This is a genomic window from Streptomyces sp. NBC_00385 (assembly GCF_035917155.1).
Taxonomy (GTDB): domain Bacteria; phylum Actinomycetota; class Actinomycetes; order Streptomycetales; family Streptomycetaceae; genus Streptomyces; species Streptomyces poriferorum.
Genome location: NZ_CP107951.1, coordinates 287,672 through 304,288 on the forward strand (window position 1 = coordinate 287,672; position 16,617 = coordinate 304,288).

At 70.3% G+C, this 16,617-nt stretch carries 19 protein-coding genes; 8 read left to right on the top strand and 11 right to left on the bottom strand.

The annotated features are described in order from the left end of the window. Positions 1–5: 5 nt before the first annotated feature. From OG959_RS01295 to OG959_RS01330, 8 genes are all read right to left on the bottom strand, one after another. Positions 6–965, bottom strand: a complete 960-nt coding sequence (locus tag OG959_RS01295; RefSeq protein WP_326656104.1) for an urease accessory protein UreD — start codon at positions 963–965, stop codon at positions 6–8. Between the two features lies 1 nt (position 966). Continuing rightward, complete coding sequence (gene ureG / locus OG959_RS01300; protein ID WP_326656105.1) at positions 967–1,587, bottom strand: urease accessory protein UreG; 621 nt, start codon at positions 1,585–1,587, stop codon at positions 967–969. Positions 1,588–1,619: 32 nt separating this feature from the next. Beyond that, positions 1,620–2,372 (bottom strand): urease accessory protein UreF, encoded by a 753-nt coding sequence (locus OG959_RS01305; RefSeq protein WP_442805523.1) that lies wholly within the window; start codon positions 2,370–2,372, stop codon positions 1,620–1,622. Between the two features lie 5 nt (positions 2,373–2,377). Continuing rightward, the gene (ureC, locus tag OG959_RS01310) at positions 2,378–4,102 is read right to left on the bottom strand and encodes an urease subunit alpha (RefSeq protein WP_326656106.1); all 1,725 of its coding nucleotides are present in this window, start codon (positions 4,100–4,102) and stop codon (positions 2,378–2,380) included. Then, positions 4,102–4,560, bottom strand: a complete 459-nt coding sequence (locus OG959_RS01315; protein WP_326656107.1) for an urease subunit beta — start codon at positions 4,558–4,560, stop codon at positions 4,102–4,104. Before OG959_RS01315 ends, ureC begins: the two co-directional genes overlap by 1 nt. Next, entirely contained in the window at positions 4,557–5,450 is an 894-nt protein-coding gene (locus OG959_RS01320) for a sirohydrochlorin chelatase (protein ID WP_326656108.1), read from the bottom strand. The genes OG959_RS01315 and OG959_RS01320 overlap by 4 nt, the downstream gene beginning before the upstream one ends. A gap of 3 nt (positions 5,451–5,453) precedes the next feature. Continuing rightward, the gene (locus tag OG959_RS01325; RefSeq protein ID WP_326656109.1) at positions 5,454–5,759 is read right to left on the bottom strand and encodes an urease subunit gamma; all 306 of its coding nucleotides are present in this window, start codon (positions 5,757–5,759) and stop codon (positions 5,454–5,456) included. A 64-nt stretch (positions 5,760–5,823) separates the two neighbouring features. Then, complete coding sequence (locus OG959_RS01330; protein WP_326656110.1) at positions 5,824–6,786, bottom strand: urea transporter; 963 nt, start codon at positions 6,784–6,786, stop codon at positions 5,824–5,826. Positions 6,787–6,981: 195 nt separating this feature from the next. Between OG959_RS01330 and OG959_RS01335 the strand changes: the two genes are divergently transcribed. After that, on the top strand, positions 6,982–7,452 hold the full coding sequence (locus OG959_RS01335; protein ID WP_326656111.1) for a fluoride efflux transporter FluC: 471 nt from the start codon (positions 6,982–6,984) through the stop codon (positions 7,450–7,452). After that, on the top strand, positions 7,449–7,823 hold the full coding sequence (locus OG959_RS01340; protein ID WP_148017162.1) for a fluoride efflux transporter FluC: 375 nt from the start codon (positions 7,449–7,451) through the stop codon (positions 7,821–7,823). Before OG959_RS01335 ends, OG959_RS01340 begins: the two co-directional genes overlap by 4 nt. Before the next feature lie 80 nt (positions 7,824–7,903). Here the strand turns inward: OG959_RS01340 and OG959_RS01345 are convergent, their stop codons facing one another. Both OG959_RS01345 and OG959_RS01350 read right to left on the bottom strand, forming a co-directional pair. Further along, on the bottom strand, positions 7,904–8,080 hold the full coding sequence (locus OG959_RS01345; protein WP_326656112.1) for a hypothetical protein: 177 nt from the start codon (positions 8,078–8,080) through the stop codon (positions 7,904–7,906). 350 nt (positions 8,081–8,430) lie between these two features. Beyond that, positions 8,431–9,915 carry an SDR family NAD(P)-dependent oxidoreductase gene (locus OG959_RS01350; RefSeq protein WP_326656113.1) on the bottom strand — a complete coding sequence of 495 codons (1,485 nt, stop codon included), beginning with the start codon at positions 9,913–9,915 and terminating at the stop codon, positions 8,431–8,433. A gap of 319 nt (positions 9,916–10,234) precedes the next feature. Here OG959_RS01350 and OG959_RS01355 point away from each other — a divergent pair, with 319 nt between their 5' ends. The 6 genes from OG959_RS01355 to OG959_RS01380 all read left to right on the top strand — a co-directional run bounded on the left by OG959_RS01355 (position 10,235) and on the right by OG959_RS01380 (position 15,365). Next, positions 10,235–11,131, top strand: a complete 897-nt coding sequence (locus OG959_RS01355) for an RNA polymerase sigma factor SigF (protein WP_326656114.1) — start codon at positions 10,235–10,237, stop codon at positions 11,129–11,131. Between the two features lie 27 nt (positions 11,132–11,158). Further along, positions 11,159–11,365, top strand: a complete 207-nt coding sequence (locus OG959_RS01360) for a hypothetical protein (protein WP_326656115.1) — start codon at positions 11,159–11,161, stop codon at positions 11,363–11,365. A gap of 133 nt (positions 11,366–11,498) precedes the next feature. Further along, positions 11,499–12,758 (top strand): PP2C family protein-serine/threonine phosphatase, encoded by a 1,260-nt coding sequence (locus OG959_RS01365; RefSeq protein ID WP_326656116.1) that lies wholly within the window; start codon positions 11,499–11,501, stop codon positions 12,756–12,758. Next, complete coding sequence (locus OG959_RS01370; RefSeq protein WP_326656117.1) at positions 12,748–14,370, top strand: sensor histidine kinase; 1,623 nt, start codon at positions 12,748–12,750, stop codon at positions 14,368–14,370. The genes OG959_RS01365 and OG959_RS01370 overlap by 11 nt, the downstream gene beginning before the upstream one ends. Then, entirely contained in the window at positions 14,367–14,810 is a 444-nt protein-coding gene (locus OG959_RS01375; protein WP_326656118.1) for a response regulator, read from the top strand. Before OG959_RS01370 ends, OG959_RS01375 begins: the two co-directional genes overlap by 4 nt. Positions 14,811–14,909: 99 nt before the next feature. Then, positions 14,910–15,365 (top strand): ATP-binding protein, encoded by a 456-nt coding sequence (locus OG959_RS01380; protein WP_326656119.1) that lies wholly within the window; start codon positions 14,910–14,912, stop codon positions 15,363–15,365. A gap of 29 nt (positions 15,366–15,394) precedes the next feature. Here OG959_RS01380 and OG959_RS01385 read toward each other — a convergent pair whose 3' ends face one another. Beyond that, complete coding sequence (locus OG959_RS01385) at positions 15,395–16,570, bottom strand: PP2C family protein-serine/threonine phosphatase (RefSeq protein WP_326656120.1); 1,176 nt, start codon at positions 16,568–16,570, stop codon at positions 15,395–15,397. Positions 16,571–16,617: the final 47 nt, after the last annotated feature.

Consider the following 16,617-nt stretch of genomic DNA (forward strand, 5'->3'; position numbering starts at 1 on the left):
GGGGGTCAGGGCTTGCGCAGGTCGGGGGCCGGGTGGCCGGTGAGCAGGCGGCGGACGGCCTGGCGGACGGCCTCGTGTGCGGCGGCGGTCCGGATCGGGCTGTCGTCCAGCACCCTCACCCACGCTCCGCAGTCCCGGGGCAGGACGCTCACCCCGTACAGCACACCGAGCTCCGCGAGCGCGTCGTACAGGGCGTCGGCGAGTTCGGTGGCGGGAACGCGGTCGGTCACGGCGAACAGTGAGGCGACATGGTCGTGACCGGCGAACACACCCGGCCCCAGGACTCCCTCCCCGCTTCGTCCGGGAGCAAGACGCAGGGTGTCCACGGCGAGCAGCGTGCCGTCGGGCCGGCTGATGTGCAGGTCGGTGGCGAGCACCCGGTAGGCGTGCCGTTCGCCGCGGGCGAGCCGTCCCGCGGTGAACGTGTCACCGACGACGACCGTGGCGCCCGGGGCGACGACGACCTCGGTCCGCTGGTAGAAGCGGGCGTCCTTGAACGGGATCAGCGGGTCCGGCAGGTACTCGACATAGCTCCCGGCCTCCGCCGTCAGATGCACCCGCTGGCTCGCGTAGTCGTGTTCCATCCGGAAGACCTTGGTGGCGGCCTGGGTGGTCAGGTGGACCTGGGTGTCCGGGCCGCAGCGGAAGTCCATCCGGTAGCGGTCGGCCTGGGCGATTCCGCCGCCGGTCGCCATCATGTAGACGTAGCTCATGCCGGGCAGTTCGGGGTCGATCCACAGCGGCCGCATGATCTGCAGGGGGGTCTTCTGGTAGCGCTCGACGAGTTCGGTGCGCTCGCCCCGTACCGCGAAGGCCAGGTCGAGGATGCCGACCTTGGCCGGGGAGCCCGGGGCGAGCGTGTCCGGCACGGAGGCCAGGGCCGCCACGTCCGGGGGGACGCGGACCGCGGTGTAGTACTTCTCGGCGAGCCGGTCGGCACGGGGCCGGTACGGGGCGAGCTGCATGTCAGATCAGCACCTTGCGGCGCGATTCGAGGTACACCGCGATGTCGTCGATGCCCTGGCCGGTGAGGCAGTCGGTGAGGACGACGGGGCGGTTGTCGCGTACCCGGTGTGCGTCGGACTCCATCACGTTGATGTCCGTGCGCACGTACTGCGCGATGTCGATCTTGTTGATGACGAGGAGGTCGGAGTCGGTGATGCCGGGTCCGCGCTTGCGGGGCATCTTCTCGCCCTCCGCCGTGTCCAGGACGAAGATGAAGAGGTCCACGAGCGCCGGGCTGAAGGTCAGCGTCAGGTTGTCGCCGCCGGACTCGTAGAGCAACGTGTCGGTGTCCGGGAAGCGCTCCAGCATCTCCGCGCCGGCCGCCAGGTTCATCGTGGGGTCGTCGCGCACGGCGGTGTGCGGACAGGCCCCCGTCTCGACACCGACGACCCGCTCGGGTTCCAGGACCCCGGCCAGCGTGCGGCGGACGTGCTGGGCGTCCTCCTGCGTGTAGATGTCGTTGGTGATGACGGCGGGGCGGTGACCGCGTTCGATCAGCATCGGAACCAGCGCCTCGATGAGCGCGGTCTTGCCGGATCCGACCGGTCCGCCGATGCCGACCCGCAGTACGTTGTCGTCCATGGTGCTGCTCCCTGTGTGGTTCGGGGTGGAATTCAGCTGGCGAAGAGCCGTGCCTCGGCGCGTTCATGACGGCCCGACATGATGTCCGAGGCGAAGACGGTGGCGCCGACGTCGTCGAGCTCGCGCCGCAGCGCGGCCTCGACCGCCTGCTCGATGACGGGTGCGGCGCCCCGGATCAGGGTCTGCGTCGTACGGTGGTCGGTGAGCCGCAGCCGCAGGGCGGCGCCCGCGAAGCTGACGCAGAAGGCGAACAGGTCCGCGGCGACGGCCTGCCGGACCGGAACGCGCGTCGCCGCGTAGATGACTCCTGCGGCCACCGCCTGCGTTCCGGGGGCCTCACGCCGTACGACCCGGTCGAAGTAGTCTCCGATCTCCGGCCGGCCGAAGACCTCCTGGCCCAGGTCCAGAAGCTGGCGTCCGGTCCGGGTGGCGGCCTGGCGCATCTCCCTGCCCAGTTTGGTGGCCAGGAGATGCTCGTCGACCCGGACGACGGCCGCCGGGTCACCGGCCGCCGTCGCGCGGTGGGCGAGGGCGAGCGCGGTGGCATCGGCGGGACCGACACCGTGCAGCAGCAGGTCCTCCAGCAGGAGCGGCAGGCTGCCGGAGTCGACGGCCCCGGCCTGCGCGAAGCCCTCCAGGCTGTGCGACAGCGTGTAGAAGCCGCTGGGGAACGCGGAGTCGGTCAGCTGGAGGCTGACCATCAGCGGTCCCAGACCCGTACCCGTACCGATCCCGTTCACCGCGGCCACGGTGTCCTTGACGGTGTCGCCCTCATCGCGGTACATCGGCCCTAGACCAGGAAGTAGAGATGGTTGAGGGGCAGCTTCTCGGCCGGGTCGATGGTGGCGACCTTGCCGTTGAGCGTGACCTTGAACGTCTCCGGGTCGACCTTGATCTCGGGCAGGGCGTCGTTGCGGACCATGTTGTGCTTGCCGATGGTGCGGGTGCGGCGCACCGGCAGGACCGTGCGCTCCAGGCCGAGTTCGGCCGGGACCCCGGCGGCGATGCCCGCCTGGGACATGAAGGTGGCGTGGGTCGCCTGCATCGCCTTGCCGTACTGGCCGAACATCGGCCGGTAGATGACGGGCTGCGGGGTCGGCAGCGAGGCGTTGGGGTCGCCCATCTGCGCCCAGGAGATGATGCCGCCCTTGATCACCATCTTCGGCTTGGCGCCGAAGGAGTGGATGGGCCAGAGCACGATGTCGGCGAGCTTGCCCTTCTCGAGCGATCCCACGTGGTCGGAGATGCCGGAGGCGATGGCCGGGTTGATGGTGACCTTGGCGAGGTAGCGCAGCACCCGCTGGTTGTCGTTGCGGGCCGAGTCGCCCTCCAGCGTGCCCAGCTTGTCCTTGCAGTGGTGCGCGGTCTGGAAGGCGCGGGTGACCGACTCACCGATGCGGCCCATGGCCTGGGAGTCGGAGGAGAAGATGCTGATCACACCGAGGTCGTGCAGCACCGACTCGGCGGCGATCGTCTCGGCCCGGACCCGGCTGTCGGCGAAGGACACGTCCTCGGGGATGTCATGGCTGAGGTGGTGACAGACCATCACCATGTCGAGGAGCTCGTCCACCGAGTTCACGGTGTACGGCAGCGTCGGGTTGGTGGAGGACGGCAGGACGTTCGGCTCGCCGGCGATGCGCAGGATGTCGGGTGCGTGGCCACCGCCCGCGCCCTCGCTGTGGAAGGTGTGGATGGCCCGGCCGTCGATCGCGGAGCGGGTGTCCTCGAAGAAGCCGCCCTCGTTCAGGCTGTCCGTGTGGATGGAGACCTGGACGTCGTACCGGTCGGCGACATTCAGCGCGTTGTCGATGACGGCCGGGGTCGCGCCCCAGTCCTCGTGCACCTTGAGCCCGCAGGCACCGGCGACGACCTGCTCGTTGAGCGCCTCCGGCAGGCTGCCGTTGCCCTTGCCCATGATGCCGAGGTTGACCGGCATGGTCTCGGCGGCCTGGAGCAGCTTGCCGATGTTGTACGGGCCGGGGGTGCAGGTGGTGCCGTTGGAACCGTCCGAAGGGCCGGTGCCACCGCCGATCAGGGTGGTGATGCCGTTGGTCAGCGCCTGCTCGGCCTGTTGCGGGGCGATCAGGTGGACGTGGGTGTCGATGGCGCCCGCGGTGGCGATGAGGTGCTCGCCCGCGATGGCTTCCGTGCCCGGCCCGATGACCAGGTCCGGGTCGACGCTGTTCTGCGTCTGCGGGTTGCCGGACTTGCCGATGCCGACGATGAAGCCGTCTTTGATGCCGATGTCGCACTTGACGACGCCGAGCATCGGGTCGATGACGACCACGTTGGTGATGACGGTGTCGAGTGCGCCCTGGGCAGCGGTGGCCTGCGGGTCGGAGGCCATGCCGTCGCGCATGGTCTTGCCGCCGCCGTAGAGGACCTCATCCCCGTACTGACCCTCGCTGTAGTCCTTCTCGACCTCGACGATGAGGTTGGTGTCGGCGAGGTGGAACCGGTCGCCGACCGTCGGCCCGAACATGTCGGTGTACTGCTTGCGGGGCAGGATGGGCATCAGCGCGAACCCTTCTTCTTCTCGTTGGTGGCCTTGGAGCCCTTGGATTCCTTGGTGGCGCGCTTGGGCTTGGCGTCAGGGGCGCTCTGCGCTCCCTCGAATCCCTGCTCGATGGCCCTGCGGACGGCCTCGACCCGGGCGGGGTGGGAGGCGAGGCTGCCGTTGAGCAGTCCGCTGAAGCCGACGAGACGCCCGGTGCCGCCGTACGCGCACAGCTCCACCTCGCGCGAGCCGCCGGGCTCGATCCGCACGGAGGTGCCGGCGGCGATGTTGAGGTGCATACCGAGCGCCTTCTGGCGGTCGAACGACAAGGCCGAGTTGACCTCGAAGAAGTGGTAGTGGGAACCGACCTGGACGGCGCGGTCACCGGTGTTGCTCACGGTGAGCTTCACCGTGCGGCGGCCCGCGTTGAGCTCGATGGGGCCCTTGCCGTACAGATACTTCTGACGGAACGTCATGCGATGCTCCTGATGACTCGGTCCGCGCCAGGGGCGGACGGGTGGTGATGCGTGTGCAGGGGTCCGGGACCGCGCTCGTGCGGGTGGCCCGGATCGTGGTCGTGGTCGTGGCCGTGCGCGTGGCCCGGGCCGTGGGGGTGCCCGTGGTCGTGTCCCTCACCGGGCGGGTGGGTGTGGGAGTGGCCGTGGTTCTCCGCCGCGGTCAGGCCGGCCGCGATGCCGTCGTCCCCGTGCTCGCGCCGACGCCGTCGGGCGTCGGCGACCCGCTCGCCGAGGACGCGTCGCAGTGCCGACGCCGGGATGAGCGGCCCCGTCCGGTCGACGGGCACCGTTCCCGCCTCGGGCACCTCCGGCAGCGCGAACGCGGCCGGGACCAGCGCCACCCGCTGCGCGCCGAGCAGCCGGCACCGCCGGATGCCCTCGGCCGGGTCCGGATCTCCCCCCGTGAACGCCACCTCGACGAGGCCGCCCCGGCCGTGGCGCCGTACGAGCGCGGCGATCCGGTAGAGCTCGGCGTCCTCGAACGGGTCGCCGGACGGTGCGGTGACCAGCAGCGCGGAGGTCTCGGGCACCCGGCCCGCCGCCGCCCGTAGCCACGCGACCAGGTGCTGAGAGGTGCCGAACGGCTCGGCGAGCACGGTGGTGCCGCGCTCACCGGCGGGTACGGCGCGCAGCGTCCGGGCGGTGTCCGCGACGAGTTCGGGGTCGCGGCCGAGCGTCATGGGAACGACGACGGTCTCCGCGTTCCGGCGCCCGTGCGCGGCGATGCTCCGGAACAGTTCGCGCCCGCTCGACACGATGCTGACCCCGGCGTCCACGACGCCGTCCAGCGCGCGTCCGTAGGCGGCTTCGTGACCGCACACGGCGATGACGGCCACGTGCTCGGCCACGGCTCAGCCGCCGATGGGGTCGTGGCAGGACACGAGCTTGGTCCCGTCCACGAAGGACGCCTCGACCTGCAGCAGGCCGAGCATCTCCCGTACACCGTCCATGGTGTCGGCCTCGCCCACGACATGGCGGCCCAGCTCCATGCAGTCCGCGACGCTCTTGCCATCACGGGCCGCTTCGAGGATCGCCTCGGTGATCAGCGCGACCGACTCGCTGTAGTTGAGCTTGAGGCCGCGGCCCTGGCGCTTGCGGGCCAGGTCGGCCACCACGTAGACCAGCAGTTTGTCGATCTCGCGAGGTGCGAGGTTCATCGTCAGTACCTTCCTCGGTGATGTGCGGGCTGAGGGCAGGAGGTCCGGTGCCGGCCGGGAGCGGTCACTCGCTCCGGCGCAGGCGCGGCAGCAGGGGTACGGCCGCCATCAACACCCAGGTGGTGAGGATGAACGGCCAGGTGAAGGTGTGGCCGCCGAACGATTTGAAGAAGGACGTCAGCGACGCGGTGAGGCCGGTGGTCGCCGCCGCGCCGAACAGGGCGTAGACCCCCGTCCAGACGTTGTTGGCCATGAACACGGCGCCGATGGCGATGGCCACGAGTACCGCGTTGTATCCGTAGATGCCGCCGGCGATCAGCGCCGTGGGTGCGCCCAGCGCCCAGGCGGCGATGATCCCCATCACGCTTCCTGCCGCCGCGTAGAGAACGACGCGCAGGCCGGCCAGGGCAAGCCCGACCAGCATGATCAGCCCGACGTACCAGCTCTCGACCAGGAAGATCTGCGAGACGTTGTTGAAGAACGCGTGCCAGAGATCGTTCCACGACAGTCCGGTGTCACCGCTGGTCGTGCTGGACACGGCGGCCGGGGCGCCGTGCCAGACCCGCTCGAACGAGGGGGCTCCCAGCACCATCACCCCGGAGACCAGGCAGAACGGCGCGGTCAGGGGCGTGAGCCCGAAGGGGGTGAGGAAGGTGCCCAGCGCGGCCATCAGAATCGTGCACATGATGGCGCCGACGACGGTCAGGACGTAGGTGGCCGGATGGTTGCCCAGCGAGGAGACGAGGGCGATGCCCGTGAGGCAGCCTGCGTATCCCTGGAGTCCGAGCGCGATGCCCGACCGGTCGACAGCGAGGGCGTAGGCGGTCGCGTTGGCGATCAGCGTGCCGAGGGTGGCGAAGAGGCCGGTCTCCCAGCCCGAGACCCACAGCGCGATGAGGATCGCGGCGCCGGTCAGCAGACCGGGCTGGAGGTCCACCTGTCCGACACCCCGCAGGGAGGCAAGGACGTACGCGGACGGCTGACGTTTCTCCAGCCGCCGGACGATTTCCGGCTCGGCGAGGGACAAGGCTGGCTCCAGCGACTCGGCGGCGGGGGGTTCTTCCGTCCCGCGGACAGGAAGAACCGAATCTCCCCAATCAAGACACAGGGTCACCAGGGTGTCGCGCTGTGTGTCCGCCGGATTGGCCCAGTCAGGTACGCGTGCCGGCGCCGCCCGCGCGCTCCGGCCGGCCGACGGGCGCAAGGTCCGTAGGTTCACGGGATGTCGATCAAGATGGAGTTGCACCGCCACAGCCACCCCGACCATCACCCCGGGGTGCAGCTGTCGGTCGTGGCGGCCGTCGCGGTCGGCGGAGCGGCGGGAGCCGCCGCCCGGTACGGCGCCGAGCGCCTCTGGCCGACCGGCACCTCGGCCTTCCCGTGGACGATCCTTCTGGTCAACACGGTGGGGTGCTTCTTGATGGGTGTCCTGATGGTCACCCTGAAGCTGCGCTTCCCCGATGCGCCCCGGCTGATCAGTCCGCTGCTGGGTACCGGTGTGCTGGGTGGGTTCACCTCGTTCTCGCACTACACGGACAACGTGCGGGAGTTGTTCGAGAACCATCAGCCGGGCTACGCGGTCGGCTGCCTGCTGCTGACCGTGGTGGCCGCGCTGGCCGCGGTGACCGCGGGCGCGTTCGCCACCCATGCCGCCTTCGGGCGCTCCTACCCCACGGGGAGCGACGCCCGATGACCGACTGGCTGCTCGTACTCGCCGGCGGGCTGGTGGGCGCACCGCTGCGCTATCTGCTCGGTGTGGACGCGAAGTTCCGCCTCCACACCGCTTTCCCGTGGGGCACCTTCGCGGCCAACGCCGGTGCCGCCCTGATCCTGGGCTTCGTCGCGGAGGCGGCGACCGACGGCGAGCTGGGAACCCGGCTGAACCTGCTCCTCGCCACGGGCTTCTGCGGAGCCCTGTCGACGTGGTCGACGTTCTCCTACGAGCTGCTCACCCTGACGTCCGCCCGCCGGGTGGGCCTGGCGGCGGGATACCTGCTCCTCACCGTCTGCGCGGGCGTGGGACTCTCCTTCGCCGGGGCCGCTGTGGCGAACGCGGTCTTCTGACCGTCGGGCGCGCCACGGCACGACCGAGCTCCGGCCCCGCCCCTGTTCGGGGTACGGACCGGAGCTCGGGTGGGAAGCACTCAGTCGACGCCGGGCAGGATGTGCGGCTCGGCGAGGTCGTCCTCGTAGCCGGCCAGCCGGATCGGTGCGGACCTGGCCCAGACCTCGATGTTCCGGAGCTTCTCGGGCCTGCGGGCCCGCTCTCCGTATCGTTCGGCCGGCCGCTGGTCGTGCTTCGTCAGTTCTGGTGTCGTCACCGCGCACTCCTTTGTGTCGCGTAGCCCCCGGCGCGTGCGACGTTCCGGCGTCATCAGCCGGTGGTCGACCGCCCATGGTGCGGGGCAGGGCAGGATCTATTCGGTCGCGGTGGCGCCGGGTACGGGGCGGGACGGCGGCCCGGTTGACGAGCCTGTCCCAGGACGGCCGAGGAACCTTTGTGGATCCCTTGGTGGCGCCCGTTCCCCTCAGAGTAACCAAATGAGCGCGACCATGCTCGATGGAACGTGTGCCCTGGGTCACTTTCAGCCACGATGCAGCGAAAAGACCCGGCCCGGAGGACTTCCCGGGCCGGGTCAGCGACCGAACGCAGCGCCCGCGCTGCGGAGTGCTACCAGTTGGCGGGCGCGTAGTCCTTGAGGAAGCAGCCGTACATCGCCTCGCCGGCCTCGCCGCGGACGATCGGGTCGTAGACGCGCGCGGCGCCGTCGACCAGGTCGAGCGGGGCGTGGAAGCCCTCCTCGGCGAGGCGCATCTTGTCGGGGTGCGGGCGCTCGTCGGTGATCCACCCGGTGTCGACGGCGGTCATGAGGATGCCGTCCTTCTCGAACATCTCCTGGGCGCTGGTGCGGGTCAGCATGTTCAGCGCGGCCTTCGCCATGTTGGTGTGCGGGTGGCCCGCACCCTTGTAGCCGCGGCCGAACACGCCTTCCATCGCGGAGACGTTGACCACGTAGGAGTGCTTGGCGGCGGTCGCGGCCATCGCCGGGCGGAGCCTGCTGATCAGGATGAACGGCGCGGTGGAGTTGCAGAGCTGGACTTCCAGCAGCTCGATCGGTTCGACCTCGTCGACTGTCTGGATCCAGCTGTTGGTGTGGTGCAGGTCCGGGACGAGCCCGCCCGCGTCGATCGCGGTGCCCGCGGCGATGCGCGCCGGCGACGCCGACCCGGTGACCAGGGCGAGCCCGGTGACGTCCTGCGCGCTCAGCCCCTCCTTGCGGGCGGCGGGCAGCGCGGCTACGCGGTCGACGGTGCCACTGCCGAAGGTGCCGATCACCTCGGCGGCCGGCAGCTCGCCCGCGGGCAGCGGGGCGGACTCGGCACCGAGCAGTTCGCTGTACGCCTGCGGGGAGCGGCGGACCGTCTGCGCCGCGTTGTTGATCAGGATGTCCAGCGGGCCCTCGGCGGCCACCGAGTCGGCGAGCGCGACGACCTGGGCCGGGTCGCGCAGGTCGATGCCGACGATCTTCAGGCGGTGGATCCAGTCGTCGCTGTCCGGCATCGCCTTGAAGCGGCGGATCGCGTCATTGGGGAAGCGGGTGGTGATCGTGGTGTGCGCACCGTCGCGGAGCAGCCGCAGTGCGATGTACATGCCGATCTTGGCGCGCCCGCCGGTGAGCAGGGCGCGGCGGCCGGTGAGGTCGGTGCGCGCGTCGCGCCGGGCGCGGTTCTCGCGGGCGCAGTCCTGGCAGAGCTGGTGGTAGAAGGCGTCGACCTCGACGTACCGCGTCTTGCAGATGTAGCAGGACCTCGGCCGCTGAAGGACACCCGCGATCTCGGAGGCGGCGGAGGACGAGGGCAGTACGCCCTGGGTCTCGTCGTCGATGCGCTCGGCCGAACCGGTCGCGGTCGCCTCGGTCACGGCCTTGTCGTGTGCGGTCTTCGCGGCGCGGCGCTCCTGGCGGCGGCGCTGCTTCACGGTGCGGTAGACACCGGCGGTGGCACGGCGCACCGCGATGGCGTCCGGGTGGTCGACCTCGATCGAGTCGAGCTCGTCGAGCACACCCAGGCAGACGGCCAGCCGCTCCGGGTCGATACCGGGACCGAACTCCTCGATCCCGGGCGCGATCTCCGGGCTGTCCTCTGTCACCGTCATTGCCGTTCCTCTGTTGCTTGTGCCGCCGGATTCTCTCGGCGGGCCGTGGCGCGCCACCGAGCCGGGCTCACGAGGACTGACATCCACGGGCTGAGATCCGGCCGCGGGCTTCTGCGCAAAGCCGCCGCACTGCGGGCCGAACGCCCTCGTCAAGTTTGCCATGCTCCGGGCGCTGCTCCATTCGAGTACCACGGGCGGGTTCACCGGCGCCCGGCCCAGCGCGGCCACGACCGAGGAAAAAGAATCGCACCTGGTTGGCATGACCTCGCCGTTGCGGGGCACACGCCCTCCGACGCACTTGGCAACACGGAGGGGCGACATGACGACGAGCACGACGGAGCAGACCGGCACCATCCTTGGCAGCCCTGCTGACAGGCTGTCCGGACGGGACGGCGCGGGAGCTACGGAACTGCCGTGGATCGAGGACACCGGCAAGGTGGCCCCGAAGGACGCGCGTGCTCTGTCGAAGGTGTTCCTCGACCGTCTCCAGGTCCTCGAAGAGGGGACCCACGAGTACCAGTACGCGCGCAACACCCTCATCGAGATGAATCTCTCGCTGGTGCGCTACGCCGCCTCACGGTTCCGCAACCGCGGCGGTGACGACACCGAGGACATCATCCAGGTGGGCACCATCGGCCTGATCAAGGCCATCGACCGGTTCGACCTCTCGCGCGACGTCGAGTTCGCCACGTTCGCCGTCCCCTATATCGTCGGGGAGATCAAGCGCTTCTTCCGGGACACGACCTGGGCGGTCCACGTGCCGCGACGGCTCCAGGAGCTGCGGGTGGACCTCGCCAAGGCGAAGGAGCAGCTCTCCGCGAAGCTGGACCGCGACCCGACGGTCAAGGAGCTGTCCGCCTTCCTCGACCTGCCCGAGGAAGAGATCATCGAAGGGCTCGTCGCGGCCAACGGCTACTCGGCGGGGTCCCTGGACACGCCCTCGGCGGAAACCGACTCCGGCAGCGACCAGCGGTCGTGCGCCGACGTGATCGGCGAGGACGACCCCGGGATGGAGACCGTCGAGAACCTCCACACGCTGGCGCCGCTCCTGGAACAGCTCGACGACCGGGAGCGCAGGATCGTGCAGATGCGCTTCGGCCAGGAGATGACGCAGTCCCAGATCGGTGCCGAGCTCGGGGTGTCCCAGATGCACGTCTCCCGGCTGCTCGCGCGCATCGTCAAGCAGTTGCGGGCAGGAATGTCCGTCGAGGCGTGAACCCGGCGCGTGAGAGCATGCCGTCCCATGGATCTCTCCCCACTGGAACTGGCCGTACACCGGCTTCGGGACGCCGAGACGGCGGCCGATGCCTCCCGCGCGGACGTCGAACTCGAAGCGGTGCTCGCAGTCCGCGCGGGCGCTGACATCGACGCGGTGTCCGGGCTCGCCGGCATCACCCCGCACGATCTGCTCAGGCTGGAGAAGCTCACCGGCGACATCCCCCCGAGCTGAACCACCGGGGCGCGAACCCCACTCGGCAGCCGGACGACGCCCGACCGCACAGCGGCGGGCGTCGTTCACATATGCTGCGGGGCGACGACCGGCAGCCCGCTCGGGCGCAACGAGAGGGTGAACCGTGGCTGAGATGCGCACCAGCTCCCACTCCCGCCACCCGGTCGCGGCGGCGTTTCCGGTACAGGCCGGCCCGGGACCGGCCGAACGGCCCTCCGTCTGGGACCTCAACGCCGCCATCCTCCTGGTCGAGGACGACGCAGGCGACGCCCTGCTCGTCGAGGAGATGCTCGCCGACGGCGAGCTCGACTCCGCGCTCACCTGGTGCAAGACCCTGACCGAGGCGCTGACCTTCCTGCGCCGTCATCGGACCCCCGTCTGTGTCCTGCTTGACCTGCACCTCCCGGATGTACATGGGCTGAGTGCCGTGAACCGGATCCTGGAGACCACCCCGGACGCCGCCATCGTGGTGCTGACCGGCCTGGCGGAGGCCGAGGCGGGGCTCGACGCGGTGGCGGCCGGTGCGCAGGACTATCTCGTCAAGGGACGGATCGACCCGCAGGCCCTGTCGCGCGCGGTCCGCTACGCACTCCAGCGCAAGCAGGTCGAGCGGGCCGCGGCCGCCCTGCGCGCCACACAGCTGATGGCCCAGGAGAACGCGCGCCTCGAACGAGGGCTGCTGCCCGTCCCGCTGTTGCACGACGACAGTTTCGAGGCCGTCGCCCGTTACGAGCCGGGCCGCGCCCACGGACTGCTCAGCGGCGACTTCTACGACGTGGTCCAGAGACCCGACGGCACCGTCCACGCCGTGATCGGCGATGTGTCCGGACATGGCGCCGCGGAGGCCGCGCTCGGGGTCTGCCTGCGGGTGGCCTGGCGGACCGCGGTCCTGTGCGGCACCGACCAACTGGAACAGCTCGCGCTGCTCGAGGAGATCCTCGTCGCGGAGCGTTCCGACCCCCATGTCTTCGCGACCGTCACCTCGCTCGTCCTTCCCCCCGGCGGGGACCACGTCGTCATCGTCAGGGCGGGACACCCGGGGCTCCTGCTGCGCGACGGGACGGACATCGAGTGGGTGGAGCCCGAGGGCGGTATCGCGCTCGGCCTGCTGCCCGGCCACGGCCAGTGGGTCTCGACCGAGCACGCGCTGGCGCCCGGCGCCGGTCTCGTACTCTTCACCGACGGTCTGTTCGAGGGCCGCACCGGACAGGACACCCGGCTGGGCGAGGAAGGCCTGCTGGACATGGCCCGGGACCGGTCCGCGCTGCCGGCCCGGCCGTTCGTCGACGCGCTGGTCGCCGGCGCCGCCGAGGGCGCGGCTCCCTACGGCGGCCTCGCCGACGACGTCGCGGTGCTGCATCTCGCCTGGAAAAGGACACCTCATGAGCAGTGACTCACCGGACGACACCCCGCTGCGGCCGGGACGGCTGGCGCGGCTGTCGGTCCAGAACTGGGTCCATCTGATCCTGGGCTGCTTCGTCCTGGTCGTGTGCGGCTGCCTGGTGGTCGGCGGACTCGTCCTGGCCCGAATATCCGACCGGACCACCGAACTCGTCGACCGTATCCAGCCGGCCCGCTCTGCCTCCTTCCAGTTGCAGAACGCGCTGCTCGACCAGGAGACCGGGGTCCGCGGCTACGCCCTCACCGGCGACCCCTCCTTCCTGCAGCCGTACGCGAGCGGCAAGCGCGACGAGCAGCGGCGCCTGGCGCGGGTCCGTGACGCCATGGGTGCCGGTGATCCGTACGACCGCGATCTGGACCGGATCGCCGCGGCCTCGGCGCAGTGGCGCAAGGAGCATGCCGAACCGCTGATCGCCTCCGTCCGGCGCGACGGCCCGGAGGGGCGGTCGTCCGCCAGGACCGCCGGGAGCAAGGCTGCCTTCGACACACTGCGGCGGCTCTACACCACGCAACAGGCCCATCTCGACACCGCCCGGGACCACGCGCGTACCCAGCTCAACGACGCGCGCGCCACGCGCGACAGGACGCTGATCGCCCTGGTGGCCTGCTTCGTCCTGTGCGTGACCGCCCTCAGCCTGCTGCTGCACCGCGTGGTGGGACGGCCGCTCGGCGCCCTGGCCGAGGCCTCCCGTCAGGTGCGGGCGGGCACCTTCCGCCGGCGGATCGAGGTCCGCGGGCCCTCCGACGTACGGGCGGTGGCCGCCGCCGTCGAGGACATGCGCTGCCGGCTGGTCGAGGAGCTCGACGCCTCCCAGGAACGCGAAGACCTGCTGGCACAGCAGACGGAGGAGCTCCGCCGCTCCAACTCGGAGCTGGAGCAGTTCGCCTACGTCGCCTCGCACGACCTCCAGGAGCCGCTACGGAAGGTGGCGTCGTTCTGCCAGCTGCTGGACAAGCGGTACGGGACCGAGCTCGACGCGCGAGGCAAGCAGTACATCGACTTCGCGGTCGACGGCGCCAAGCGCATGCAGGTGCTCATCAACGACCTGCTCACCTTCTCCCGGGTGGGGCGGGTCCACGACAGCTGGAACGTCGTCGACCTCGAGGACTCGCTGAACCGGGGCCTCGCCAATCTGGCACTGGTCATCGAGGAGTCGGAAACCACGATCGTGCGTGAGGACCCGCTTCCCGGGGTGAACGGCGACGCGACGACGCTGGCGATGATCTGGCAGAACCTGATCGGCAACGCGGTGAAGTTCCGCCGTCCCGACGAGCCCTGCGTGATCACGATCGGCTGTGTCCGCGAGGAGGACACCTGGCACTTCACCGTGACGGACAACGGCATCGGAATCGCCCCCGAGTTCGCCGAGAAGGTCTTCGTCATCTTCCAGCGTCTGCACGCCCGCGACGAGTACGACGGCACGGGGATCGGGCTCGCCCTCTGCCGCAAGATCATCGAGTTCCACGGCGGCCGGATCTGGCTGGATCCCGAACCCCGCCCGGGCACCCGCATCCACTTCTGCCTGCCCGCCGACGCCGACGCTTCCCCGGCCGCGGCCGGGGAGGCGGCCGACCCCGCCGAGATCTCCGGAGACACCACGTGACCAACCCCGTACAGCCCATCGAGGTCCTTCTCGTCGAGGACGACCCCGGCGACGAACTCATGACGCGCGAGGCGTTCGAGGACAACAAGATCCGCAACACCCTCCATGTGGTCCGCGACGGACAGGAGGCGCTCGACTTCCTCTACCGCCGCGGCGCGTACGGCGACGCGCCACGCCCCGACCTGATCCTGCTCGACCTGAACCTGCCCAAGTACGACGGGCGCCAGGTACTGGAGCAGATCAAGCAGGACCCTGAGCTCTCGCTCATTCCCGTGGTCGTGCTGACGACGTCCTCCGCCGAGGAGGACATCCTGCGCAGCTACAAACTGCACGCCAACGCCTATGTCACGAAGCCGGTCGACCTCGACCAGTTCATCGCGGCGGTCCGCCAGATCGACGAGTTCTTCGTGACCGTGGTGCGGCTTCCCGGACGCGCGTAACATCTGCTGACATTGCTCGGGAGTGGGATCTCCCGACGCGGGTACACGAACAGCTGGAAGAGAGGTCACGGCCTCCCCGCTGCGCCCTGGCTGGAGCACATGAAAGAACAGGCCATCTCCCGGCCGGACGACTCCCCGAGGAGCTGTCCGCCCACGGAGGCACTCCACTGCGCCGAGGTCTTCGACGGCGAACCGGGGTGCATCTCCCAGGCGCGCGCCCTGGCCGACCGGTTCCTCGCGCGGCTCGTCTCCGAGTGGACGGCCGTGCTCGGCACGCACACCCGCAACGATCTGATGCTGGCGGTGAGCGAGCTGGTCACCAACGCCGACCGCTACAGCCACGGTCCCTACCTGCTGGAACTGGAGGGCACCGCCGAGCGCATCAGCGTCACGGTGTACGACAGCAGCAGCGCGCTCCCCGTCTTCTACTCCCCCGACCCGAGCCGGCTGGGCGGCCACGGCATGGAGATCGTCGTGGCCCTGTGCGACCGCCTGACGGCCGAGCGGGTGCCGGTCGGCAAGCGCATCCGGGCCGAGTTCATGCTGACCGGCTGATCCGCCCCGGTGGCGCCCGGGCCGCGGGATCAGCCGTCGCCCTCGTCTCTGCCGAACCAGTCGACGCAGACGACCAGCGCGTCGTCGAGCAGGTCGCTGTCGCGGTAGTCCGCCAGTTCCCGCAGGACGGCTCCCGGCACCGAGGCCGCGGGCAGCAGCCGCGTCCCGAGGATCACCCTGGCCAGGCCCCGCTCCAGGTACGCCTCGCCGAGAGGTGACACGGTGTCGTACACCCCGTCGCTGACGAGCAGAAGCCGGTCACCGGGAAGCACCTGAACGTTCTGGACCACGTACTGCGACTCCTCGAACATGCCGAGCGGCAGCTGAGCGTCCAGCTCGACGCGTGCGACCGTTCTGCCGCGCAGCCGCCACAGCTGCGGGGAGCCCGCGTCCACCACACCGAGCGTTCCCGTGGCGAGGTCGAAGCGCAGCAGCAGGGTCGACACATGGGCGCCCCCGCGGTGCTGGTCGTAGAGCGCCTGGTCGGCCAGTGCCGCCTGGTCCGCGATGCCGATCCCGGCCCGTCTGGCGTTGCGCAGTGCGTTCACCGCGAGGTTGGTGAGCAGGGAGGCCTGTATGCCCTCCCCCATTCCGTTGGTCACGGAGACGGTCAGCTGGTCGGCGTCGGCGGCCCAGTCGAAGTTGTCGCCGTGGATGGCGTAGGCCGGTTCCAGCTGCGCGCCGATGGCGTACTCGGCGGCGGTGAACGCTCGGGCGGGGAGCAGTTGCCACTGCATCTCGGCGGCGAGGGTGAGCCGGGTGACGCGGCGGGCCCGCTGGTAGTGGTCGGTGTCCCGCTCGGCGACGATGATCTCGTGGCCGAGCAGGTCGGCGACGTGCGCCAGCTCGTCCATGGTCTGCGGGGTGGAGCGTCCGGCCGGGAGTCGGACGCTGAGGATGCCGAGGCGCTCGCCCCGTACCGTCACGGGGAAGTGGTGGTCGCTCCCGTCGCCGTTGGCGGCCGGCTCCTCGTGCGGGCGCTGGCTGCCGAAGGCACGGCCCTGTGGGCTGTTGTGCATCGACAGCGTGTGCGTGTGCCCCGGTACGGGGCCGACCGGCTTGAGCACGGTCATTCCGTAGTCCGCCAGCAGCAGCTGCACGGACCGGGCGTCGAACGCGGTGGAGAGGACGTCCCGCACCGCCTCCACCAGGGCGTGCGGTGCGGCGGCGCGTACGGCTCTCTCGATTTCGGTACGGGCGTTCACGGTCTTCCGCTCATTCTTCGTCGGGTGACAGGGACGGGGCCGGGCTG